Genomic DNA, 21349 nt, shown 5'->3' with positions numbered 1-21349 from the left:
CGATCACGGGCCACCCGCACAACGTCATCGCGGAACTCACGGGGGTAGGGCTTGGGCACAGCAACATCCTTCCAGCCCGCCACCAGGGCAAGCCAACTCAGATGTCACCTATCGGTGCAGCAGACCCGAGCTGGATCGGCCCGGTCGACGCGCCAGGAGCGAGCACCCCGCCGGTGAAGGTCAGCTCGATCCAGCCGGGGACGGGCGTGCCCGGCGGCGGATAGGGCGGCGCCGGCGTCGACATTGGGGACGGCCCGCCCGGTGGGATGAAGAACTGCACCGTCTGGCGGATCTTGCCGCAGCCCAGTGCCGCCCAGTCGCAGTTCGGCACCAGCGACGTGTTGCCGCCCTCGAACCGCAGGTGGTAGCGCACCCGCACCGTCGTCAGGTCGAGCGGTCCGGTGCCGGTGTTGGTGACCCGCAGGGCGTACTGGATCTGGTTGTTCGTCGGCGCCCAGTCGAGGTTGAGGTAGCTGACCGTCGCGCGGCCGTCGGCGGTCCGCACGGTGGTGGCGGGCGAGGTGTCGGAATAGCCGCCGAGCGCGCGGGCGGCAACCGCGATCCGGTACGTCGTGCCGGGCGCCAGGTCGGTGAGCGTGATCGTCGTGGCGGACGTGGTGCCGAGCCAGCGGTACGTGTTCGGGCCCAGCGGGACCTGCACCTCGTAGTTGATCGGCTGCTCGGCGGCCGGATCGCCGATCCAGGTGGAGGGTGCCCACGTGAGCGTGAGCTGGTGTGGCTCGTTGGCCAGCACCGTCGGGCTGCCGGGGGTGCTGATCGCCGGGCCGTCGGCGCGGGCCGCGCCGATCACGAGCAGGCTCGCCAGCGCGGCGACGGTGACAGCGGCGGTGACGCGGCGAGCGGACATACGCGAATGCTAGAGCGACACCGACCACAACCATAGGCAGATGTCGATATGTGGACGGGCTTGCCATTGCGAACGGCCCCGGCGTCACCACGCGTCCGCCCGGCGACTGGCCGACACGGCATACGCCATCTGCGCGACCGCGTAGAAAACCATTCGTCCGGTCAGCCGCCCTGCGAACGCGCGGGGCGGCTACACCCTTGACCGGTCGGCTCAGGAGCCGCCCTGGCGCTGAATCCGCTCGTCGCCCGAGACCTTGGCCCGGCCGTGGTCGCCTTCGGTGCCGGCCGGGCCGGTCGCGGTACGGCGGTGCCGTTGGTCGGGCGAGTGCTCCATGGGCGAACCCTGGCGCCCCCGAGCGCCGCTGCCCGGATGTCGCCGGCCTCGCGCCGACTCGCCTCCGCTGTCGTGCTTGTTCTGCTTGTGGCTACCCATGCACCGGGCGTACCCGGTCGCCGGGCGGCTAGTCCTGAGCCCACCCCTGCTCGATACCGCGATATGGCGTCGGCGGACGGTGCGGGGGAGCGCTCGTCCGTAGCGTCCGGACGGCAGGTACGCGATCGAGGAGGGCGACTGTGGTGTTGTCGGACGAGCAGGCACCGGTAACCGTGCGCGTCGACCGCTGGGGGGCAGGGCTCCCACCGGACGCGTGGCCGGACACGCTTCCGGCGAGCGGCGTCATCGCGCGGCGGGACGTCTTCGCGGTGGCCGACGCGTACCGGGCCGGATCGGCGAGCGCGCGGCAACTGCTGACCGCCGTGCTGGCCTGGGGTTACGGCCCCATCGGGTACGGCCCGTGGCGCGCCGCGAAGTCGCTCGGCGCCGACCCGCGGGGCAACCGCTGCGCTGGGCCTCCGAGCGGGCCAGGGCCGAGGGTGTCGAACCGGACGCAGTGGAGATGGCGCTACGACGCGGCCCGGAGGCGGTCGTCGAGCGCGTCGAGGTCGGGGACGAACCAGATGTGTCCGGCCTTGTTCGACTCGTGCACCAGGGCCCGTAGCGCCGAACTCTCCGAAAGGTGCGTCGAGATGTCACCGACGACGGCCAGACGCAGCCGGTAGTTGACGAACTTCTGCATCACCTCACCGGCGAAGCGGGTGCCCAGCGAGAAGAAGCGTTCGTCGAGGCGGCTGGCCGGTACGGCGACCACCTGGGCTCCGGCGAAGGCCGCGCCGATCAGGTCCAGCGCGTCCTGTTCGGTGGCGACGGTCGGGCCGGCCGGGTCGCAGACCAGCACCTGCACGCCCGCGCGTTCCTGGATCTGGTCAGACATCGTGGACCTCCCGGTCGATCAGGCCGTTGTCGGCGTTGAGGACGGCGTCGAGCAGGTGCAGCAGCTCCGCGGTGGCGGCCGGATCGCCCAAGATGATGATCTTCATACGGTGGCGTTCCTCGTCGTGCACCGTCTGCACCCGCAGCGGGTTGGCCTGGTCGTGGCGGGTGTTGGCGCTGGTGAGGACGAGCGTGCCGAGCCGGTCGGCGGCGGCCCGGTCGACGCCGTCGATCTGCACGATGCTCGACACCTCCGCCGGCCCGACGACGGTGGCCGCCGCCGGAGCCCGCCCGGTGAGCGCGTCGAGATCACCGGCGGCGATCCGGTACTGCTTGCCGATCCGGACAGCCCTCAACCGACCGGAGCGGATGTAGCCGCGCACCGTCCGCACGTGCAGGCCGAGTTGGTCAGCGACCTGCTCGACCGAGTACATGTCATCCTTCATCACTCCCTACCCTACCTTCGGTAGGGAAGTTTAGGTAAGGATGGGGCCAGATTCGTTTACGGCATCAGCTCCAAAGGCTCCGCACCAGACCTGCCCACCCCGGGTTGTGGAGGTGGGAACGCGACGGCCGTGCGAAATAACCGATCCGCGCTGTCGGACGGGTCCAGTAGCGTCTGGAAACCATGGACGCGTGGCTCGGCGACGCCATCATCGGGCGGGATCACCCCGCGGGTCTGCTGCGCGCCGAGCTGGACCGGGCGGCCACCAGCCACGGCGGGCTCGTCCTGGTCACCGGGGAGCCGGGCATCGGCAAGACGACCCTCGTCACGTCGGCGGCGCGCGAGGCCCGCCAGCGCGGGGCACTGGTACTCGGGGCCGCCTGCTGGGATTCCGACAGCGCCCCCGGCTACTGGCCGTGGGTGCAGGTGCTACGCGCCCTGCGCCGCTCCGCCGACGACTGGGCGGTCGCCCGGCCGGACGCCGAACCCGCCCTCGCGGCCCTGCTCGGTGAGAGCGGCACCGGTGACGTGCCCAGCCTCGGCGCCGCATGGACGGCCGAGGGCGGCGGCCGCGACGTCGCCGACCAGGAGGCGTTCGCCCTGTACGACACGGTGACCGCTGCGCTGGTCGCCGTCTCCCAACGCCGGCCGGTCGTGGTCGTGCTCGACGACCTGCACTGGGCCGACCCGGCCTCGCTGCGGCTGCTCGGGTTCGCCGCCCAACACACCTGGTTCGAGCGGCTGCTGCTGATCGGCACCTACCGCGACGCGGAGGTCGAGTCGGGCGAGCACCCGCTGCGCCCCCTGCTGATGCCGCTTGTCGCGAAATCCACGATGATCACACTCACCGGCCTGGCCCGCGACGACGTGGCCGCGCTGATGACCCGGACCGCCGGGCGTCAGCCCGACGCCGGCCTCGTCGACGAGGTGCACAGGCGCACCGGCGGCAACCCGTTCTTCGTCGAACAGACCGCCCGGCTGTGGCACGCCGACGGGACCACCGGCACCATCGCCCCCGGCGTACGCGAGGCGGTGCGGCGCCGGCTGGCCCAACTGCCCGCCGCGGTCGTCGAGACGCTGACCGTCGCCGCCGTGCTGGGCCGCGAGTTCCACAGACAGGTCCTGGCGGCCAGCGCCAGCGCCCCGGCGGCACAGGTCGACCGGCTGCTCGACCGTGCGGTGACCGCCCGGCTGGTGACCGCCCGCGGTGGCGGCCGGTTCGCGTTCGCCCACGACCTGGTGCGGGAGACCCTCTACGACGGGCTCACCGACGACGACCGGCAGGCCCGGCACGCCGCGGTCGTGCGGGCGGTCGACGACCTGCGCGAACTCACCGACCGGCTGATCCCGGCCGACCTGGCCCGGCACGCCTACCTGGCCGGCCCCACGCTCGACCGGGCGCGCGTCGCCGAGCTGCTGGTCGCCGCCGGGCGGCACGCCTTCGCCCGGCTGGCCACCGACGAGGCGGCGGTGCACTTCCGCCGGGCGCTGGAGGTCGTCGAGGACCGGACGCAGCGGGTACGAATCCTCGTCGAGTTCGGTGAGGTGCAGTATCACCACGCCGGGCGGGACGAAGCCGCGCAACTGCTGACCGAGGCCGCGACGCTGGCCCGCACCCTCGACGACCCGCTGCTGCTGGCCCGGGTCGCGCTCATCGCGTACCGCTCCCGCCAGGTGGAGACCGTGCGCTCACTGGAGTCGACGGAACTGGTGCGCGAGGCGTACCAGCGGCTCATCGGCGACCCAGCCGCCGACGCGTCGGTCGGCACCCTGATCGCCGACCTGATCACCGCCACCGAGACGATCGCCCGTCGCGGGCGGGACGACGAGGCGCTCACCTTCAGCCTCTGGGCCCGCCACGACACCACCTGGGGTCTGGGCACCGCCGCCGCCCGCGCCGAGCTGACCACCGAGATCCGAGCCGTGGCCCGGCGGACCGGCGACCGGGAAACCGAGCTGTGGGCCACCTCGCTGCGCTGGGTGGCGCTACTGGAGCTGGGCGACCCCCGATTCGTCGAGGAGTTCCGCGCCTTCGTCGCCGCCAACGAGCAGGGCGACCTCGCCCGGCACCGGATGGCGGCCACCGTCGACAGCGGGATCATCGCGGCCTTCCGGGGTGACTTCGCCGAGGCAGACGAACAGTTCGACGTCCTCACCGACGTCGCCGACCCGAGCCACGCCGAGTTCGCCTTCATGGGCCATCACCTGTTCTGGTCCCGACTGCTGCTCCAGGGCCGGTTCGCCGAGGTCGACGCCCTGCTGGAGAAGCTGGCCCCCGGCGACTACCCCTACCGGGAGCTGCTGCTGGCGATCAGCGCGGCCGAACGCGGCGACGACGAGACCGCCGTCCGGCTGACCGCCGGCATCGAGGCTTCCGGCATCCGCTATCCGCGTCCGGTGTCGTCGCTCTGGGCGCGGCTGCGCGCGCAGGCCGCCGCCGCGTCCGGCGATCCGGACCGCTGTGACGCCGCGCGGGCCGCGCTCGCCCCGCACCGTGGCCAGTGGGCGGTGGGCCTCTTCGGCTGCGACATCAGCGGCCCCATCGACCACTGGCTCGCCATGATCGACGCCGCCCAGGGCCGTTGGGACGACGCCGTCGCCGGTTTCACGGCCGCCCGGGAGAGCGCCGACCGGCTGGGCTCGCGCCCCTGGTCGCTCCTCGCCCGCGCCGGCCTCGCGAACGCCCTCGCCGGCCGCGGTCACCCCGGCGACGCCGCGACCCTCGCCGCGCTGCACGGCGCCACCGCCCGGGAGGCGACAGCCCTCGGCATGACGCAGGTGCTCGACCGGCTCCCGGCCGCACCGCCGGCCGGCGTCGGCAACCCGGTTCAGGCCGTCCCGCCCGCCACCGACGGGTACGAGTTCCGCCGCGACGGCCCGGTCTGGCAGCTCGCGTACGCCGGGATCGTGGTGCACCTGCCCGACGCGAAAGGGCTGCACGACCTGCACCTGCTGCTGAGCCGGCCGGGCCGCGACGTGCCGGCGGTGGAGCTGCTCGACCCGGCGGCCGGGCCGGAACTGGTGGCCGCCCGCCGGATGGGTGGCGACCCGGTCCTCGACGACGAGGCCAAGGCCCGCTACCGGCGGCACCTGGCCCGCCTCGACGAGGAGATCGACCGGGCCGCCGCACGCGACGACGACCGGAAGGTGGCCGCGCTGGACGCCGAGCGGGCAGCGCTGCTGGACGAGCTGCGGGCCGCGGCAGGGCTGGCCGGCCGGAGCCGCCGCCTCGGCGACGAGGGCGAGCGGGCCCGCAAGACGGTGACCGCGCGGATCCGGGACACGCTGCGCAAGCTCGACGAGCGGCACCCGGCCCTCGCCAACCACCTGCGCGACTCCGTCTCGACCGGCAGCACCTGCCGTTACCTGCCATCCGAGCCGCTGCCCTGGAAGCTCTGAGACACGGGGCGCCGCCACGGCCCGTGGCGGCGCCCCGTTGCAGGGTCAGCGGCGGTTGTACCTGTACATGGTCAGGGTGCCGAAGACGAGCACGAACCCGGCGCTCCACACCAGCAGCCACATCGTGGCCGACGGGTCCGACGAGCCGCTCATCGTTCCGCGGATCGCCGCCACCAGCTGGGTCACCGGGTTGACCTTCACGAACGCCTGGAGCCAGCCCGGCATGGTGCTCGGGTCGACGAAGACGTTGCTGAGGAACGTCAGCGGGAACAGCACCATCATGCTGACGCCCATCACCGACTTCTCGCTGCGCAGGATCAGCCCGAAGAACGTCCACACCCAGGAGAAGGCGAACGAGAAGACCACCAGCAACCCGATCCCGGCGGCGACACCGACCACCCCACCGGCGGGCCGGAAGCCGAGCACCAGGCCCAGGCCCAGGATCACCAGGGCGGCGAGGATGTAGCGCAGCACGTCGCCGAAGATCATGCCGACCAGGGCGGACGGGCGCCAGACAGGCAGCGTCCGGAACCGGTCGAAGATGCCCTTCTCGATGTCGGTGTTGAGGCCGACACCCGTGTACATCGTGATCATCACGACGCTTGTCACCATGATGCCCGGCAGGAAGAACTGGAGGTATTCGCGCGGGCTGCCGGCGAGGGCTCCGCCGAACAGGTACGTGAACATCAGCACCATGATGACCGGGAACGCGGTCACGTCGAAGAGCTGCTCCGGCACATGCTTGATCTTCAGCAGGGCCCGCCAGCCGAAGGTGAGCGACGCGCCCAGCGCGGTCGGCCGGGGCGGGCGGGCACCTGGCGCGAGCACCGTCGCCAGCGCCTCGGCGGACGGTACGTAGACCGACGGCGCCCGGTCGGTCGTGGTGGTCGTGGTGTCGGTCATCGGGCTGCCTCCAGCTCGTCGTCGCGCTCGTCCGCCGGCACGGCGGGATGGTCGGTCAGAGCCAGGAAGACCTCGTCGAGGCTCGGCTGGCCGAGGGAGAAGTTGTCGACCACGATGCCGGCCCGGGCCAGGTCGCTGAGCGCGCGGGCGGCCTGGGCGCTGGCGTCGAGGTCGGTGCCGGCCTCGCCGACCCGCGCGGTCAACGCCACCGGATCGGCGGCGAGCTGCACCGGCACGTTCAGCGCCTCGCGCAGCACCTTCTCCGCCTGGGGCCGCTGATCCGGGTCACGCAGTCGCAGGTGGACGGTGCCGGAGCCGACCGACGACTTCAACTCGCCCGGGGTGCCCTCCGCGATCACCCGGCCGTGGTCGACGACCGCGATCCGGCCGGCGAGCTGGTCGGCCTCGTCGAGGTACTGGGTGGTCAGCAGCACCGTCGTGCCGTGCGACACCACGGCCCGGACGATCTCCCACACCTGGTTGCGGCTGCGCGGGTCGAGGCCGGTAGTCGGTTCGTCGAGGAAGAGCAGATCGGGTGTGTTGAGGATGCTCGCGGCGATGTCGATGCGCCGCCGCATTCCGCCCGAGTACTTCTTCACCTGGCGGTCACTCGCCTCGGTCAGACCGAACGCGGCGAGCAGGGCCGCCGCCCGGTCCCGCGCGGCCGGCTTGCCCAGGCCGAGCAGACGGGCCAGGAGCACCAGGTTCTCCGTACCGGTCAGGTCCTCGTCGACCGAGGCGTACTGGCCGGTGAGGCTGACCCGGCTGCGGACCTTGTCGGCCTCGGTGACCACGTCGTGGCCGAAGACCCGCGCGGTGCCCCCGTCGGGGCGCAGCAGCGTGGCGAGCACCCGGACCGCCGTGGTCTTGCCCGCCCCGTTCGGGCCGAGCAGGCCGTAGACGGTGCCGGCGGGCACCTGGAGGTCGATCCCCGCCAGCGCGCGGGTCTCCCCGAACGAGCGGGTGAGCCCCTCGGCCTCGATGGCCAGGCCGGTGGTGCGTCTATTCATGATCCTTACCTTTCGTCGCGCGTGTTCAGGAGACGTAGGGTCGTGCCGCGCGGCCGTCGCGCAACGCCAGACCCCACCAGCGGAGCTGGTCGAGCAGGACGTCGGTGTCGTGGCGCAGCTCGTCGGTGCACAGCGGTGTCGGCTCGCCGGCGAGCAGGTCGATGCCGACGACGTCACGCACCGTCATGGCGTGCAGGGCGGTGAAGACCGTGCGCAGGTGATCGACCGCGTGCAGGCCGGTGGACCGGCAGCCGTACGACACGAAGCCGACCGGCTTGGCCTGCCACTCGTCGTACGCATAGTCGATCGCCTGTTTCAGGGGTGCCGGGAAGCTGTGGTTGTACTCGGGGGTGACCACGACGAACGCGTCCGCCCGGCCCACCTCACGCGCGAAGGCCTGGATGGACGCGGTCGACGCGGCCGGGTAGCTGGCCGGGAAGTCGTACTCGCTGAGGTCAACGACCGTCACCGTCAGGTCGTCGTGCCGCTTCGCCTGCTCGACGAACCAGTCGGCGACCCGGTCACCGGCCCGCCCCTCCCGGGTGCTGCCGACGATCACGGCGATCCGTAACGGTGTCATCGCCACCCCCTCCCATTGTCAAGGCGCGAGGTGACGACGGGCGCCCGCTAGATCGGATCTAGCGGGCGGTGTTCCGGGGCGCAATGTCGGTGCGATCGGTTTGACTGGGGTCGACGAACGGGGGAGTCGGATGGCGCAGGTACGCATCGAGCCGTGGCACGAGGACGACCTCGACCTGCTGCGGCAGCTCAACTCACCGGACACGCGCAGGCACACCGGCGGTCCGGAGGCCGACGAGCAGGTGCTCGCCCGGCACGACCGGTACGTGCACTTCGCCGACACCGGGCAGGGGTGCATGTTCACCCTGGCGCTACCGGACGGCGCGCGGGTGGGCAGCGTCGGCTACTGGGCCCGCGAGTGGCGCGACCAACAGGTGTACGAGCTGGGCTGGGCGGTGCTGCCCGCGTACCGGGGGCAGGGGCTGGCGACCGCTGCGGTGCGCGCGGCGCTCGACGTGGTCCGCGCCCGACGGGACCGGCGCTACGCGCACGCGTACCCGTCGGTCGACAACCCCGCCTCGAACTCGGTCTGCCGCAAGGTCGGCTTCACGCTGCTCGGCGAGACGGGTTTCGAATATCCGCCGGGGCGGATGATGCGTGCCAACGACTGGCGGCTCGACCTGACCGCCCCGCCGACCGGGAGCTGAGGTCGGCGGGACGGCCCGTGGCAGGTCACCGTGCGTCCTACCGGTGGGCGCCCACCGGTCACCCTGCCGGCTGGAGCGCGCGCTCCAGGTCAAGCGCTCACTGGGAGATCACCCGCCGATGACGGCGGGCCTGGATCAGCGGGGGACGTAGGCGAAGGTGTCCGGGTTCGGGCCCTGCCGCCCGGCCTCGCCCTTGTCCAGGGCGCTGATCCGCTCCATGGCCGTGTCGTCCAGCTCGAAGTCGAAGATCCGGGTGTTCTCCTCGATCCGCTTCGGGGTGGTCGACTTCGGGAAGATGATGTCGCCGCGCTGCACGTGCCAGCGCAGCACCACCTGGGCGGGGGTGCGGCCGAGCTGTTCGGCGATGTCCACCACCGTCGGGTCGTCCAGCACCTTGCCCTGCGCGATGGGCGACCACGCCTCGGTGCGGATGTTGTGCTCACGGCCGTACGCGCGCACCTCCTCGTTGCCGAAGTACGGGTGCGCCTCGATCTGGTTGACCACCGGCACGACGCTCGCCTCGGCGGCCAGCCGCTCCAGGTGCGGCACCTGGAAGTTCGACACGCCGATCGAGCGGGCCCGACCGTCGCGCTGGAACTCCTCCAGCACCTTCCAGGTGGAGACGTAGTCGCCGTCGTACAGGGTCGGCAGCGGCCAGTGGATCAGGAACAGGTCGATGTAGTCCATCTTCAGCGCGGCCAGCGTCGAGTCGAACGCCTTGCGGGCGTCGTCCGGGCGGTGGAAGCCGTTGTTCAGCTTGCTGGTCACGTAGACCGACTCCCGGTCGAGGCCGGACATGCGGACCGCCTCGCCGACCTCGGCCTCGTTGCCGTACATCTCGGCGGTGTCGATGTGCCGGTAGCCCACCTCGAGGGCGGTGCTCACCGCCGCGACGGTGTCCTTCGGCTCGATCTGGAACACCCCGAAGCCGAGCTGCGGAATGGTGGTGCCGTCGTTCAGGCTGATGTCGGGAATGGTGATTGCCACTGCGGCTCCTTCGCGTCTTCGTCTACCCGTCATCAATACCCGGCCGGGTGGGCGAATCACCGCTCTACACGGGGTGACGAGCGCAACGGCGGACCGGATCACCCTGTCGTGTCGAAGAGCACCGGCCACGGCCGCTCCGCCGGCGCCGAGGGCGGCGCGGCCGGGGTGGGTTCGGCGGCGGCGAGCACCTCGGCGGCGAGTTGCCCGACCATCGGCGCCGCCGGATGCGCCGACCGGTCCGGCCAGGCCGCCGACGTCCGCTTCACCAGCGGTGTGTCGGCGATCGGCCGCCAGGCGATCCGGGGTTCCCGGCGGGCGACCGTCGCCGGCTCCACGGCCGCCGCGCCGCCGGCCAGCACCAACCCGAACAGGAACTCCGGATTGCGGGCCGGCCGGACCCGCACCGGCCGCCAGCCCTGCCGGCGGCACACCGACAGCAGGTGGTCGTGCCAGCCCGGTGTGGTGGCGCGGGGCGCGGCCACCAGGTCCAGGCCGGCCAGCGCGGCCAGCGGCACCTCCCGGTCGCGGGCCAGCGGCGAGGTGCGTGGCAGCAGCACCCCCAGGGGTACGTCGACCGGGGCGCCGAAACGCAGCCCGTCCGCCGTCACCGGATGGTGCACCAGCCCCACGTCCAGGGTCCGCTCGGCGAGCATCCGTACCTGCTCGGCGGTGGTCAGCTCGTGCAGCTCCACGTCGAGGCCGGGCGCCCGGGTGGTGAGCTGGTCCAGCAGCGCGCGCAGCGTCACGGCGGGCGTCTCCGGCGGCACACCGGCCCGCAGTACGCCCAGCTCACCCGCCCGCACCTGGCCCATGAGGTTGCGCAGCCGGCCCTCACCGGCGAGCAGGTCCTCCGCCTCGCCGAGCAGCAGTTCACCGGCGGTGGTGAGGCGTACCTGCCGGCGGGACCTGTCGAACAGCTCGACAGTCAGTTCCCGTTCCAGCCGCTGGATCGACTGGCTCAGCGGCGGCTGGGCCATCCCGAGCAGCTCGGCGGCCCGCCCGAAGTGCAGCTCGTGTGCGACCACCACGAAGTGCCGCAGGTGCCGGAGCAGGTCCACGGCCGGACCCTACGCCAACGCTGGCGGCGCCCCGCTGGATACCGTGCGGGGGTGGACGTGGGGGAACGCATCGAGGCCATCTTCGCCGACGCCGGCGTGACGGCCAGCCTGCACGCCGTGGACCTGGACGCCGTGGACCGGGAGGCTGGGGTACGGGCCGACGAGCAGGTGGTGATCGCGTCGATCTTCAAGATCCTGCTGGTGCTGGAGTTCGCCCGGCAGGTCGAGGCCGGTCAGCTCGACCCCACCGAACGCGTCCTGGTCACCGCCGCGGACAGGCTCGGCGGGTGGGGTCTGGCCGGCTGCGCGGACGACGCCGAGGTGTCGCTGCGTGACCTCGCGTACTTTGCCATGTCGGTGAGCGACAACACCGCCGCCGACCTGCTGCTGCGCCGGGTCGGCCCGGACCTGCTGCCGATGCTCGCCACCGAGCTGGGACTGACCCGTACCCGCGTCCTCGGTGGCCCCCGGGAGCTGGTGGAGCTGATGCTCGCCGACGTGGGGGCACGGACCGAGGCGGAGTTCGCCCGGATCTTCCCGACCCTGCCGGCGCACCGGGTCCGGGCCATGCGGGTCTTCGACCCCGAGCACACCACCTCCAGCACGCCCCGGGAGATCACCCGGCTACTCACGCTGATCTGGCGGGACGAGGCCGGCCCGGCGGCCGCGTGCGCGATGGTCCGCACCTGGATGGCCCGGCAGATCTTCTGGACCCGGCTGGCCGCCGGTTTCCCGCCAGGCGTCCGCGTCTCCGGAAAGACCGGCACGCTACCCGGACTGCACCTGGAGGCCGGCGTCGCCGAATACCCCGACGGCGGCCGGTACGCCATCGCCGTCTTCGCCCGCGCCGACCAGTTGGCCCCGCGCCGCATCGACGTGGACCTGGCGATGGGGCAGGCCGCCCGTACGGCAGTCGAGGCGCTGCGCGGGGAGTGAATTTCCGCCCCCTGCGGTCGCCGGCCCGGCGGCGTTGAGCTGGCCCGATATGCGGTGAGGTATCGGCGACCGCCGTCGGCGATCTTGGACCGGCGCGGGTCGGCGCTGGTTGGCTCGTGTCGACCGATCGCCCGACCACGGGGAGCAGAACCGCATGCCCAGTCTCGACCGCCGTCGCTTCCTGCGCGACGCCGCCGCCACCACCGCACTGGTCTCCGCCGGGGGCCTCGCCACCGGCGCGGCCACCCCGGCCCAGGCCGCACCGCCCGCCGCCGCGCCCGCCCCGACCACCCGCCGCACCGGCGCGGTCAGCTTCCGCTGGTGGGGCACGGCCGGCTGGCGTGTCGACATCGGCGACCGGACCGTCCTGGTCGACCCGTACCTCAGCCGCATCGACACCGGCCTGTTCACCGGTGCGTTCAAGACGGACACCCCGTTGACCGTGCGCGCCGACGTGATCGACCCGCGCGTCGACCGGGCCATGACGGTGCTGGTGACGCACACCCACTGGGACCACTTCATGGACGTGCCGTACATCGCCGAGCGCACCGGCGCGCGGGTGTTCGGCACGCTCACCGCGTACCACCTGGGTCTGGCCTACGGGGTGCCGTCGACGCAGCTCAGCTCCGTGAAGGGTGGCGAGGTGCTGGACTTCGGCGACCACACAGTCGAGGTGGTCGGCTCGCTGCACAGCCGCAACCCGTCGTACTCCCTCGCCTTTCCCGGGGTGCGGGTGAGCCAGCCGCCGCAGCCGGCGACCATCGCGGACCTGCCCGAGGGCGACACGCTGGGCTACCTGCTGCGGGTCGAGCGCGGCCCGTCGGTCTACTTCACCGGCGCCAGCGACGTCGCCGAGCGGAATCTCACCGGCCTGGCACCCGATGTGGCGATGGTCGCCATGCAGAACGCCACCACCACCGGCGACTACCTGCCCCGGCTGCTGGCCGGCCTCGACTACCCGAAGGTCGTGGTGCCGGTGCACTTCGACAACTTCGAGACGGCGCTTCAGAACCCGCCGCCGGTCGCCCCGACCGACCGCGCCCGACTGGACGACATGATCGCGGCGGTACGCCGGATCTCGCCGCGCAGCCGGGTGCTGGTGCCCGAGTACGAGACCGCGTACCACTTCTGACCGGCCTCGGGTGGGGGCGGTGCGGCCCCCACCCGGTCAGCCGGCGGCCATCTCGGCCAGGGCGCGCACCGACTTCCAGTTGCGGGTGGTGGCCACCACGGCCAGCTTCTTCTCCAGGTACGCGTTCGCGAACTTCGTCCGGCCGTAGCCGCCGTCGGGGAAGTGCAGGAAGATCTCCCGGCCGGTGACGGTGAACGACACGTTCTCACCGCCGGGTACGACGAGCGCGTCCACCGTGGACTTCGCCGGCGCGGAGCGTAGGAACGCCACAAGCAGCCTCGTGGGGTCGTCCTCGATCGCGGCGTACGGGTTGCCGCCGGCCACCGCCGCCACCTCGCGGGCGCTGCGCACCAGCACCGGCACGGCCAACCCCAGCTCGTCGGCGAGCGCCCGCTCGATCCCGGCGGCCAGCTTCTCCGCGTCGCGCACCGCGCTGCCGAACACCACGTTCCCGCTCTGCAGGTACGTGCTGACGTCCTCGTGCCCGAGGTCGCTGACGATCCGACGCAGGTCGGCCATCGCCAGCCGGGTGGTGCCGACGTTGACTCCGCGCAGCAGGGCGACGTACCGGGTCATGGCTCCTCCTCGGTGCGGGCCGACCGGCTCAGCCTAGGCCGCCCGGCCCCACCAGGCCCGTCTCGTATCGGCGGTGCATCACTCGACGACCGGCAGCACGACCTCGTTGCGGCGCAGGAACCACGGTTTCCACGGCGGGTCGAACCGGGCGTACCGGATCGCCCCGGTGGGTTGCAGGCCGGCCGCGGTGACCGACCGGCCGAGCATGGTGGCCCGCTGGCCGAACGCCCGCTCGGTCCACCGGCCGGAGAAGCGCGTCGCGGCCGCGAGCTGCGGCGGGATCTCCCGGATCCGCACCCGGGGGTCCACCGGCTCGGGCAGGGTGGCGGCGGTGAAGGCGGCCGGCATGACGAACTGGACCAGGTACGCCCCCGGCTGCTCGCCCTCCTCCTGGAGCACCGGGGTGGTCATCGCGATCTTCGTCGTGTCGGGTGTCCGCGGCGCCGTCGGGGCGGTCGTCCCGATCGGCTGTCGGGCCCGGTTGGCGCCCCCGATGTAGCCGGCCAGCGGTCGGAACGCCTCGATCGGCGCCCGGCTGAACGACGACTGGATCCGCACCTCGGCGACCAGGTGGGCCGGGTACCGGCGCAGCTCGAAGCCGGGGTGTCGGGACACCACCCGGTACGGCTGCTGTTCGGTCATCGCGCGGCTCCCAGGATCTCCTGGGACAGACGCTACCGCCCGCCCGGCTCCCGCTCGGGCGAAGTCGGACGGCCCGCACCCGGGGTGACGACCCGCCAGTACTGCCGCCTGCCCTCGTCGCGTACCACCACCCCGATCCGACCGAGTTCGCGGCGCAGCTCCCGCAGGTCCTCGCGGCGATCCCGTTCGAGTGCCCGTTCGCGGGCCCGCAGCAGGGCGTCCGCGCCGCTCGGCAACCCGGGCAGGTCGGGCACCCACAGCCGGTACGCCGACCGGTGCGGGTCGCCGTCCGCCCAGCCCCAGCCGTGGGCCCGGAACGCCGCCGCGAGCCGGTCGGACGGCAGGTCGGTGGCCTCCCGGACCAGCTCCGCGCCGTCGGCGTCGAGCAGCACGAGGTGACCGTCGTCGACGAACACCACACGGGTCTCCGTCCGGGCGACGCCCCGGTCGGCGTCGGCGCGGCGCAGCCGGACCTGCGCCGCGTCGACTGTGACGATCAGCCGTTCGGCGGTGCCGATCCCGGCGATGACGAGACCCGCCAGGACGCCCACCGCGATCGTGCCGATGGTCGCCTGTGGCTCGGGCAACCGGTCCAACCACTCGACCAGGTCGCTGAACGGCACCCAGGGGAGCCGGACGAGCCAGCCCGTCGCCGCCGCGAGGAGCCATCCGGCGCCGGCGCCGAGCAGCGGGAAGCCGCCCCACATGACCGCCAGCTCCAGCGGGCCGCCGCTGACCACGGTGCGGGGTCGGTGCCCGGCGACGTCCATGGTCAGGACACCTCGCGGCGCAGCGTCCGGAACAGGCCGGCGGCCAGCGGCAGGACCATCCAGACCAGCAGGGACACCGCTATCCGTCCCCACTGCTCGCCGGTGAGGGCGTCGCTGCTGAACAGCGGTTCCATGGTCCTGCTGGTGTCCAGCCAGCCGGCCGGGCCGCGCAGCGGCCGGACCATCTCGCCGAGCACTCCCCAGAGGGTGGGCAGCAGCAGGTAGCCGACGATCGCCAGCGGCGGGTTGAGCAGCAGCAGACCGAACGCGGCCCCCATCAGCACACTGGTCACCTGGAGGATCGCCGCGTTGAGGATCAGCGACCCGTCGAGCTGCCAGGTGCCCGCGCCACCGGTGGCGGACGCCACCAGAGTCCCGGCCGCGGCGACGGCCAGGCTGGTCAGCACCGAGGCGAGCGCGGTCAGCGACACGGCGGTCAGCTTCGCGGCCACCACCCGCTCCCGGCGGGGCACCAGGGCGTATGTGGTGAGGGCGGTCCGCTGCGACCACTCGCTGGTGATCGACAGGATGCCGAGCACCGGCAGGAGAACCGACACCGGCAGCAGCGACGGGACGAAGAAGTTGAGGAACGTCTGGTCGGCGTCCTTGGCGTAGATCAGTTGCAGGGTGACGATCGCGGCGGTGACCAGGCCGATGGTGATCAGCAGCCAGCGGCCGGCCCGGGTGTCGACGAGCTTGCGCGTCTCCACGGCGGTGAGCCGGAGCAGCGACGGGCGGCGTACCGGAGTGTGCTGCCGGGGTGCGACGGCGCCGGCGGCGGGCGCGGTGGTGGTGGTCATCGGACGGCCTCCTTGGTGGATTCGCCGGCGGTCAGGGTGAGGAAGAGCTGTTCGAGGCCACCGCCGCCGGCGGGGCGCAGCTCAGCGAGGGCGACACCGGCGTCGGCGGCGGCCTGGCCGACGGTCTCCGCGTCGGCCTGCACGAGCAGCCCCTCGGAGCTGTCGGCGGCGGCCAGGCCGGCCGCGTCCAGCGCCCGGCGCAGTGCCGCGACGTCGCGGGCCCGGACCACCGTGCCGCCGCCGGCCAGCAGCTCGTTCTTGTCGCCCTGGGCCACGATCCGGCCGCCCCCGATCACCACCAGCCGGTCCGCGACCGCCTCCACCTCGCGCAGCAGGTGCGAGGAGAGCAGCACGGTGCCGCCCCGGTCGGCGAAGTCACGCAGCAGCCCGCGCATCCAGAAGATCCCCTCCGGGTCCAGGCCGTTGGCCGGCTCGTCGAGGATCAGCACCCGGGGGTCGCCGAGCAGCGCGTGGGCCAGCCCGAGCCGCTGGCGCATGCCCAACGAGTACGCCCGGACCCGACGCTTCGCCGCCACCGCGTTCAACCCCACCAGGTCGAGCTTCGCGGCGACCTCGCGCCGGTCCAACCCCATGGTGTACGCGGACAGCGTCAACGCCTCGCGGCCGGTGCGCCCGGCGTGCTGGGCGGAGGCGTCCAGCAGCACACCGACCTCCCGCCCCGGGTTGGGCAGCTCCCGGTACGGGTGTCCGGAGACGGTGGCGCGGCCGGCGGTCGGTGCGGTGAGCCCGCAGATCATGCGCATGGTGGTGGACTTGCCGGCGCCGTTGGGGCCGAGGAAGCCGGTGACGGTGCCCGGCTCGCACTGGAAGGACACGTCGTCCACGGCCGGATGTGGCCCGTATCGCTTGGTGAGGTTCTCCACGGTGATCATGTCGTCGAGCCTGCCCGCGCCGCCCGGCCATCCGCTGCGGCCGGCGGTCGGTGCCGCGCCGACTTTGGTCGACGGCCGGGTCTCGACTTTGGTAGCTGGTTGCCGGTGCCGGTTGCTGCCTAGCATGGGGCGCGTGACCAGCATCGCCGTCCCGGAGCACCCCTGGCTGCTGCCAGGGGAGCTGGTCGTGCCGGCGGAGCCCGAGCGCGCTCGTCCGCGCCGCACCACCCGCGACTGGGTGGTGGACAGCCTCGCGTTCCTTCTCGGGCTGGTCTGGGTGCTCTTCGCCACCGCGGACGCGCTGTCGCCCCACCCGCAGACGGCGGTCCCGCTGCCGCACGACTGGATGGTCGGCGTGGACGCGGTGATCGGGCTGGTCTGCTGCGGGCTGCTCTGGCTGCGCCGGCGGTGGCCGCTCGGGTTGGCGGTGGCGACGCTGCCGTTGAACCTGTTCTCGATGGCTGCGGCCATCCCGCTGTTGATCTTCTATTTCACCGTCGTGGTGCACCGGCGCACCGCCGTCGCGGTGGCCGTGACCGGGGTCGGTCTCCTCACCAACCTGGTCTTCAGCTGGGCTCGTCCCGATCCGGCCATGCCGTACTGGGCCACCGTGGCCTGGGGCGTGGTGATCACGCTCGCCGTGCTGGCCTGGGGAATGTTCGTCCGGGCCCGGCGGCAGTTGATCGTGTCGCTGCGGGAGCGCGCCGAGCGGGCCGAGGCCGAGCAGCAGCTCCGCGTCGCCCAGGCCCGCCACCTCGAACGCACCCGGATCGCCCGGGAGATGCACGACGTGCTGGCGCACCGGATCTCACTGCTCAGCCTGCACGCGGGGGCGCTGGAGTTCCGCCCGGACGCGCCGGCCGACGAGGTGGCCCGTGCCGCCGGGGTGATCCGGGGCAGCGCCCACGCCGCCCTGCAGGACCTGCGCGAGGTCATCGGGGTGCTCCGGGCCGAGGGCGACGGGGACGCCCCCGAGCCACCGCAGCCCACCCTCGCCGACCTGCCGGCCCTGATCGCCGAGTCCCGGGCGGCCGGGGTGCGGGTGAACGTGAACGACAGCGTCGGCAATCCGGAGGAGGTGCCGGCGGCGCTGGGCCGGGCCGCGTACCGGATCGTGCAGGAGGGGCTGACCAACGCGCGCAAGCACGCGGCCGGCGCGGCCGTGACCGTGGACGTGACCGGCGGGCCGGGGACCGGGCTGACCGTGGCGATCGGCAACCGGTGGCCGGTCGGTACGCAGGCCGGCGGCACACTGCCGGGCGCGGGCACCGGCCTGGTCGGCATCAGCGAACGGGTCACCCTCGCCGGCGGCCGGCTCGCCTACGGTCGGGACGACGCGGGCGACTTCCGGCTGGCCGCCTGGCTGCCGTGGCCGGCGTGACCGGGGCCGGGTCGGCCGCGCCGCCGGTACGGGTGCTGATCGTCGACGACGACGCGCTGGTCCGGGCCGGGCTGTCGATGATCCTCGGCGGCCTGCCGGACCTGACCGTGGTCGGCGAGGCGGCCGACGGCGGTGAGGTGCCGGCGGCCGTGGCCGCGTACGCCCCGCACGTGGTGCTGATGGACATCCGGATGCCCCGGGTCGACGGGCTGACCGCCACCGAGGCGCTGCGGGCCCAGCCGCACCCGCCGGAGGTGCTGGTGCTGACCACCTTCGACGCCGACGAGCAGGTGTTGCGGGCGCTGCGCGCCGGGGCGGCCGGTTTCCTGCTCAAGGACACCCCGCCGGCGGAGATCGTGCACGCCGTCCGTCGGGTCGCGGCGGGCGAGGCGACGCTCTCGCCGACGGTGACGCGGACGTTGATCGCCCACGTGACCGCTGCCTCCCCCGGCCCGGCCGGCCCGGACCCGCGCCGCGAACGGGCGTTGCGGCTGCTCACCGGGCTCAGCGAGCGGGAGCGGCAGGTCGCCGTCGCGTTGGGCCGGGGGTGCACCAACGCGGAGATCGCGGGGGAGTTGTTCATGAGTGTGGCGACCGTGAAGGCGTACGTCTCGCGGCTGTTGACCCGGCTGGAGCTGAACAATCGGGTCCAGGTGGCCCTGCTCGTGCACGACGCCGGCCTGGTCTGAGCGACCTCGATCCGCACTGTCCGGCGGAGGATCTGCTTACCGCGTACCAGAATTGAACTTTCGTCCGGTGCCGGCCGTACCCATGGCCGAGGATGTCGGTGCGGTGAGTCCGCCGTACCGCTGCCGAACTGCGGGAGGCCTGCCGTGCGAGTTGGTGAGCAGTCGACGGATCCCATCGACCTGGTACTGGGTGAGGTGCCGGTGCCGGCGCCGCTGACCCCCGAGGATGTCCGGCTCGCGGTCCGGGCGGTGGTCGTGCACACAGCCGAGGAGTGGCCCACCGGGCCGCTGTGCCGCAACGACGGCGCCTCCTACCCGTGCCGCCTGCACCGCTGGGGGCGGCGGGTGCTGGAGACACACGGGCTCAACGAGCGGCAGATCGACGCGTTGATCCGGCACGGCAATCCGTTCGTGCACGTGCCGTTCCCGTTCACGGCGACCGGGCCGTCGCGGCAGCAGGCCGCGCGGGTCGTCCCGCCGGGGGTACGCCCCACCGCTGCTGGCCGGCCGGTGACTCCCCCCGTCACCGCGCCGCGCTGGCCCCGGGCGAGCTGAGCGCGGCACCCCTCCGCCCGCCCGTCCCGGGGCACACGACGTCGGCCCGCCGCGAAGTTCCCCCTCCGCGTCGGGCCGACGTCGCTCCGGCTGCCCGCTCAGTCGTTGCCGGCGCCGATCCCGCAGTCCGGCGCGGACCAGCTCGTCGTGTTCGAGCTGCGGTCGCTGTTGTTCTCCCGCCGCGAGTCGACGTGCACGTGGTCGTCGTGGTCGGGGTAGCCCGGCCCGTAGAGGCCGCTGAAGCCGTTGTCGCGGGCAGCGCGGGCCACCTGGCACAGCGACGACGTCCGCGAGGTGACGTCCGCCGCGTTGCCGTACAGGTGCTGGCTGTCCGACGCGCCGCCGACCTGGTTGTTGCAGGCGCGGCTGCGGTAGCCGCTCGACACCCGCAGCGGCTTGTCGCCGAGGCTCCTGCGCAGCGCCTCCAACTTCCACATGGTGCGCAGCGCGTTCTGCTTGGTCTGGTTGGCCGAGAGCGGGCCGCCGCTCCACCCGCTTCCGCCGCACCCGTTGTCCAGCTCGCTGTAGCTGAAGTGCGCGGGCGTGCAGTCGTTGTCCTGTAGCTGGTACAGCTTGGCGAAGGTCTGCGGGCCGGCGATCCCGTCGGCGCGCAGCCCGTACGCCTGCTGGAACCGTTTGACCGCGGCGGCGGTCTTGGGCCCGTACCGGCCGTCGTTCTCGACGATGTCCCGGTAGCCGGCCCATCCGGCGACGCGGATCTGCAACTGGCGGACGTCGTCGCCCGAGCGCCCCTGGGTCAGGGTGCGGTTCCACGTGTAGCAGCCGTCCGCATAGGCCGCGGGTGCGGCGACGACCGCGGCGATCGCTGCCCCGGGCAGCGCCAGGGCGAATGCGACGGCGGCTCGCTTCCAGGTGTTTACGCGCACAGAAGTCCTCCCGATAGGAGAGCGAATGGGGTGGCTTCGGGACATCGACCGAGGCGTCCCGTGATTTCCACCCTCGCACTGATCGGTGCGGTTGGCGGCAATTAACAAGAATTGTCCTCATGATTTGCGGTCCCTGGGCCTTGGCTGTGAATTCGGCTGATTTGCGAAACAGCCATTCACTCCCGATCACCCCCGGGACGGACCAAGCGCGACCGAACGTCGCAATCGGTCCCACCGAGGGTGATGTTCCCCGGCCCCCGTCGGGCGGTAACGTCAGCCCGGGCGGTGGACTGGCGGAGGTGCGCGTGGCACGCGGTGGCGTCTTCTGTGTCGAGGGTCAGTGGCACCGCGACCTCAACGAGCGGGGCTCCGTGCTGCCCACCCTCGAACTGCTGGAGCGGCTCGGCAAGATCCGCTTCATCCACAAGGACGCGGCGACCCGCGACGAGCTGTTCTACTTCCTGGACCGCTGGCTGCTCAAGCAGTACGCGGACCACCGGGTCGGCTTCTTCGCCATGCACGGCGAGCCGAGCCGACTCTGCCTCACCGACTGGCAGTCGGTGGAGCTGAACGAGGTGGCCGACCTGATGGCCGGCCGCGCCGAGGGGCGGCGACTCTATTTCGGCAGCTGTTCGGTCCTGCGCGCCTCCGACGCCGTGCTGCGCGAGTTCCTGGAAGTCACCGGAGCCGCCCTGATCTGCGGTTTCACCAGGGAAGTGGACTGGGTCGAATCGGCGGCCTTCGAAACCGTCCTCCTCGACGTACTGGCCAACGGGCAACGACACAATGCCGCCGAACTGCGGATGGGCTCGGCCCACTGGGCGCCGCTCGCGTCGTACCTCGGCTTCCGGGTGATCTACGCCAACGGCCGGGCCTGGCGCCCCACCGGCCGCCCCCGGGTGCCCACCCAGGCGGTGCACCGC

23 protein-coding genes and 1 pseudogene are annotated in these 21349 nt (G+C 72.8%); 9 read left to right on the top strand and 15 right to left on the bottom strand.

Annotated elements, in window-relative coordinates; genetic code table 11:
• Positions 1-97: 97 nt before the first annotated feature.
• A complete protein-coding gene (locus tag FHG89_RS23620; RefSeq protein WP_139586603.1) occupies positions 98-868 on the bottom strand; it encodes a cellulose binding domain-containing protein in 771 nt (256 codons plus the stop codon).
• A gap of 210 nt (positions 869-1078) precedes the next feature.
• The gene (locus FHG89_RS34210; protein ID WP_280116084.1) at positions 1079-1201 is read right to left on the bottom strand and encodes a hypothetical protein; all 123 of its coding nucleotides are present in this window, start codon (positions 1199-1201) and stop codon (positions 1079-1081) included.
• Positions 1202-1440: 239 nt separating this feature from the next.
• Here FHG89_RS34210 and FHG89_RS34485 point away from each other — a divergent pair.
• Positions 1441-1683 (top strand): annotated as a pseudogene (locus FHG89_RS34485) (8-oxoguanine DNA glycosylase OGG fold protein); the annotation flags it as partial.
• An 86-nt stretch (positions 1684-1769) separates the two neighbouring features.
• On the opposite strand, the gene FHG89_RS23615 reads toward FHG89_RS34485, so the two are convergent.
• Complete coding sequence (locus FHG89_RS23615; RefSeq protein ID WP_139586602.1) at positions 1770-2138, bottom strand: DUF4180 domain-containing protein; 369 nt, start codon at positions 2136-2138, stop codon at positions 1770-1772.
• A complete protein-coding gene (locus FHG89_RS23610) occupies positions 2131-2583 on the bottom strand; it encodes a helix-turn-helix domain-containing protein (protein ID WP_208761075.1) in 453 nt (150 codons plus the stop codon). Before FHG89_RS23610 ends, FHG89_RS23615 begins: the two co-directional genes overlap by 8 nt.
• Before the next feature lie 182 nt (positions 2584-2765).
• On the opposite strand from FHG89_RS23610, the gene FHG89_RS23605 reads away from it, so the two are divergent.
• Positions 2766-5981, top strand: coding sequence for an ATP-binding protein (locus FHG89_RS23605; RefSeq protein WP_139586601.1), 3216 nt, complete (start codon positions 2766-2768; stop codon positions 5979-5981).
• A gap of 45 nt (positions 5982-6026) precedes the next feature.
• On the opposite strand, the gene FHG89_RS23600 is transcribed toward FHG89_RS23605, so the two are convergent.
• Genes FHG89_RS23600 through FHG89_RS23590 form a run of 3 tightly spaced genes read right to left on the bottom strand, consistent with a single transcriptional unit; the run spans position 6027 to position 8474 of the window.
• Complete coding sequence (locus FHG89_RS23600; protein WP_139586600.1) at positions 6027-6884, bottom strand: ABC transporter permease; 858 nt, start codon at positions 6882-6884, stop codon at positions 6027-6029.
• Positions 6881-7894 carry an ATP-binding cassette domain-containing protein gene (locus FHG89_RS23595; RefSeq protein WP_139586599.1) on the bottom strand — a complete coding sequence of 338 codons (1014 nt, stop codon included), beginning with the start codon at positions 7892-7894 and terminating at the stop codon, positions 6881-6883. The genes FHG89_RS23600 and FHG89_RS23595 overlap by 4 nt, the downstream gene beginning before the upstream one ends.
• 25 nt (positions 7895-7919) lie before the next feature.
• The gene (locus FHG89_RS23590; protein ID WP_139586598.1) at positions 7920-8474 is read right to left on the bottom strand and encodes an NADPH-dependent FMN reductase; all 555 of its coding nucleotides are present in this window, start codon (positions 8472-8474) and stop codon (positions 7920-7922) included.
• A 130-nt stretch (positions 8475-8604) separates the two neighbouring features.
• Between FHG89_RS23590 and FHG89_RS23585 the strand changes: the two genes are divergently transcribed.
• Positions 8605-9120, top strand: coding sequence for a GNAT family N-acetyltransferase (locus tag FHG89_RS23585; RefSeq protein WP_139586597.1), 516 nt, complete (start codon positions 8605-8607; stop codon positions 9118-9120).
• Positions 9121-9255: 135 nt separating this feature from the next.
• On the opposite strand, the gene FHG89_RS23580 is transcribed toward FHG89_RS23585, so the two are convergent.
• Both FHG89_RS23580 and FHG89_RS23575 read right to left on the bottom strand, forming a co-directional pair.
• Positions 9256-10107, bottom strand: a complete 852-nt coding sequence (locus FHG89_RS23580) for an aldo/keto reductase (RefSeq protein ID WP_244295746.1) — start codon at positions 10105-10107, stop codon at positions 9256-9258.
• Between the two features lie 98 nt (positions 10108-10205).
• The gene (locus FHG89_RS23575) at positions 10206-11165 is read right to left on the bottom strand and encodes a LysR family transcriptional regulator (protein WP_139586595.1); all 960 of its coding nucleotides are present in this window, start codon (positions 11163-11165) and stop codon (positions 10206-10208) included.
• A gap of 51 nt (positions 11166-11216) precedes the next feature.
• Between FHG89_RS23575 and FHG89_RS23570 the strand changes: the two genes are divergently transcribed.
• Positions 11217-12101, top strand: coding sequence for a serine hydrolase (locus FHG89_RS23570; RefSeq protein WP_139586594.1), 885 nt, complete (start codon positions 11217-11219; stop codon positions 12099-12101).
• 154 nt (positions 12102-12255) lie between these two features.
• Positions 12256-13233, top strand: a complete 978-nt coding sequence (locus FHG89_RS23565; protein WP_139586593.1) for an MBL fold metallo-hydrolase — start codon at positions 12256-12258, stop codon at positions 13231-13233.
• Positions 13234-13269: 36 nt separating this feature from the next.
• Here the strand turns inward: FHG89_RS23565 and FHG89_RS23560 are convergent, their stop codons facing one another.
• The 5 genes from FHG89_RS23560 to FHG89_RS23540 all read right to left on the bottom strand — a co-directional run bounded on the left by FHG89_RS23560 (position 13270) and on the right by FHG89_RS23540 (position 16914).
• Entirely contained in the window at positions 13270-13809 is a 540-nt protein-coding gene (locus FHG89_RS23560; RefSeq protein WP_139586592.1) for a DUF1697 domain-containing protein, read from the bottom strand.
• Between the two features lie 78 nt (positions 13810-13887).
• Complete coding sequence (locus FHG89_RS23555) at positions 13888-14451, bottom strand: SOUL family heme-binding protein (RefSeq protein ID WP_139586591.1); 564 nt, start codon at positions 14449-14451, stop codon at positions 13888-13890.
• 32 nt (positions 14452-14483) lie between these two features.
• Positions 14484-15221, bottom strand: coding sequence for a YqeB family protein (locus FHG89_RS23550; protein WP_139586590.1), 738 nt, complete (start codon positions 15219-15221; stop codon positions 14484-14486).
• 2 nt (positions 15222-15223) lie between these two features.
• On the bottom strand, positions 15224-16021 hold the full coding sequence (locus FHG89_RS23545) for an ABC transporter permease (RefSeq protein ID WP_139586589.1): 798 nt from the start codon (positions 16019-16021) through the stop codon (positions 15224-15226).
• Complete coding sequence (locus tag FHG89_RS23540) at positions 16018-16914, bottom strand: ABC transporter ATP-binding protein (RefSeq protein ID WP_139586588.1); 897 nt, start codon at positions 16912-16914, stop codon at positions 16018-16020. The genes FHG89_RS23545 and FHG89_RS23540 overlap by 4 nt, the downstream gene beginning before the upstream one ends.
• 133 nt (positions 16915-17047) lie before the next feature.
• On the opposite strand from FHG89_RS23540, the gene FHG89_RS23535 reads away from it, so the two are divergent.
• The 3 genes from FHG89_RS23535 (at position 17048) to FHG89_RS23525 (ending at position 19539) form a co-directional block, all read left to right on the top strand.
• Complete coding sequence (locus FHG89_RS23535) at positions 17048-18295, top strand: sensor histidine kinase (protein WP_139586587.1); 1248 nt, start codon at positions 17048-17050, stop codon at positions 18293-18295.
• A complete protein-coding gene (locus tag FHG89_RS23530) occupies positions 18274-18984 on the top strand; it encodes a response regulator (RefSeq protein WP_425280210.1) in 711 nt (236 codons plus the stop codon). Before FHG89_RS23535 ends, FHG89_RS23530 begins: the two co-directional genes overlap by 22 nt.
• Before the next feature lie 144 nt (positions 18985-19128).
• Positions 19129-19539: a hypothetical protein gene (locus FHG89_RS23525; protein WP_139586585.1), complete on the top strand. Its 411-nt coding sequence runs from the start codon at positions 19129-19131 to the stop codon at positions 19537-19539.
• A gap of 98 nt (positions 19540-19637) precedes the next feature.
• Here the strand turns inward: FHG89_RS23525 and FHG89_RS23520 are convergent, their stop codons facing one another.
• On the bottom strand, positions 19638-20426 hold the full coding sequence (locus tag FHG89_RS23520; RefSeq protein WP_139586584.1) for a D-Ala-D-Ala carboxypeptidase family metallohydrolase: 789 nt from the start codon (positions 20424-20426) through the stop codon (positions 19638-19640).
• A gap of 305 nt (positions 20427-20731) precedes the next feature.
• Here FHG89_RS23520 and FHG89_RS23515 point away from each other — a divergent pair.
• A partial coding sequence (locus FHG89_RS23515; protein WP_139586583.1) for a DUF6642 family protein occupies positions 20732-21349 on the top strand: 618 nt, incomplete at its 3' end.

It is taken from the genome of Micromonospora orduensis, from assembly GCF_006228125.1.
In the GTDB taxonomy this organism is placed as follows: domain Bacteria; phylum Actinomycetota; class Actinomycetes; order Mycobacteriales; family Micromonosporaceae; genus Micromonospora; species Micromonospora orduensis.
Note: the sequence above shows the minus strand (reverse complement) of the source record. Positions and strands in the feature narration are given on the sequence as shown.

Bases quoted from the DNA above. Each gene is read 5' to 3' on its own strand.
- FHG89_RS23620 (WP_139586603.1), bottom strand. From the start codon at position 868: ATGTCCGCTCGCCGCGTCACCGCCGCTGTCACCGTCGCCGCGCTGGCG.
- FHG89_RS34210 (WP_280116084.1), bottom strand. From the start codon at position 1,201: ATGGAGCACTCGCCCGACCAACGGCACCGCCGTACCGCGACCGGCCCG.
- FHG89_RS23615 (WP_139586602.1), bottom strand. From the start codon at position 2,138: ATGTCTGACCAGATCCAGGAACGCGCGGGCGTGCAGGTGCTGGTCTGC.
- FHG89_RS23610 (WP_208761075.1), bottom strand. From the start codon at position 2,583: ATGAAGGATGACATGTACTCGGTCGAGCAGGTCGCTGACCAACTCGGC.
- FHG89_RS23605 (WP_139586601.1), top strand. From the start codon at position 2,766: ATGGACGCGTGGCTCGGCGACGCCATCATCGGGCGGGATCACCCCGCG.
- FHG89_RS23600 (WP_139586600.1), bottom strand. From the start codon at position 6,884: ATGACCGACACCACGACCACCACGACCGACCGGGCGCCGTCGGTCTAC.
- FHG89_RS23595 (WP_139586599.1), bottom strand. From the start codon at position 7,894: ATGAATAGACGCACCACCGGCCTGGCCATCGAGGCCGAGGGGCTCACC.
- FHG89_RS23590 (WP_139586598.1), bottom strand. From the start codon at position 8,474: ATGACACCGTTACGGATCGCCGTGATCGTCGGCAGCACCCGGGAGGGG.
- FHG89_RS23585 (WP_139586597.1), top strand. From the start codon at position 8,605: ATGGCGCAGGTACGCATCGAGCCGTGGCACGAGGACGACCTCGACCTG.
- FHG89_RS23565 (WP_139586593.1), top strand. From the start codon at position 12,256: ATGCCCAGTCTCGACCGCCGTCGCTTCCTGCGCGACGCCGCCGCCACC.
- FHG89_RS23560 (WP_139586592.1), bottom strand. From the start codon at position 13,809: ATGACCCGGTACGTCGCCCTGCTGCGCGGAGTCAACGTCGGCACCACC.
- FHG89_RS23555 (WP_139586591.1), bottom strand. From the start codon at position 14,451: ATGACCGAACAGCAGCCGTACCGGGTGGTGTCCCGACACCCCGGCTTC.
- FHG89_RS23550 (WP_139586590.1), bottom strand. From the start codon at position 15,221: ATGGACGTCGCCGGGCACCGACCCCGCACCGTGGTCAGCGGCGGCCCG.
- FHG89_RS23545 (WP_139586589.1), bottom strand. From the start codon at position 16,021: ATGACCACCACCACCGCGCCCGCCGCCGGCGCCGTCGCACCCCGGCAG.
- FHG89_RS23540 (WP_139586588.1), bottom strand. From the start codon at position 16,914: ATGATCACCGTGGAGAACCTCACCAAGCGATACGGGCCACATCCGGCC.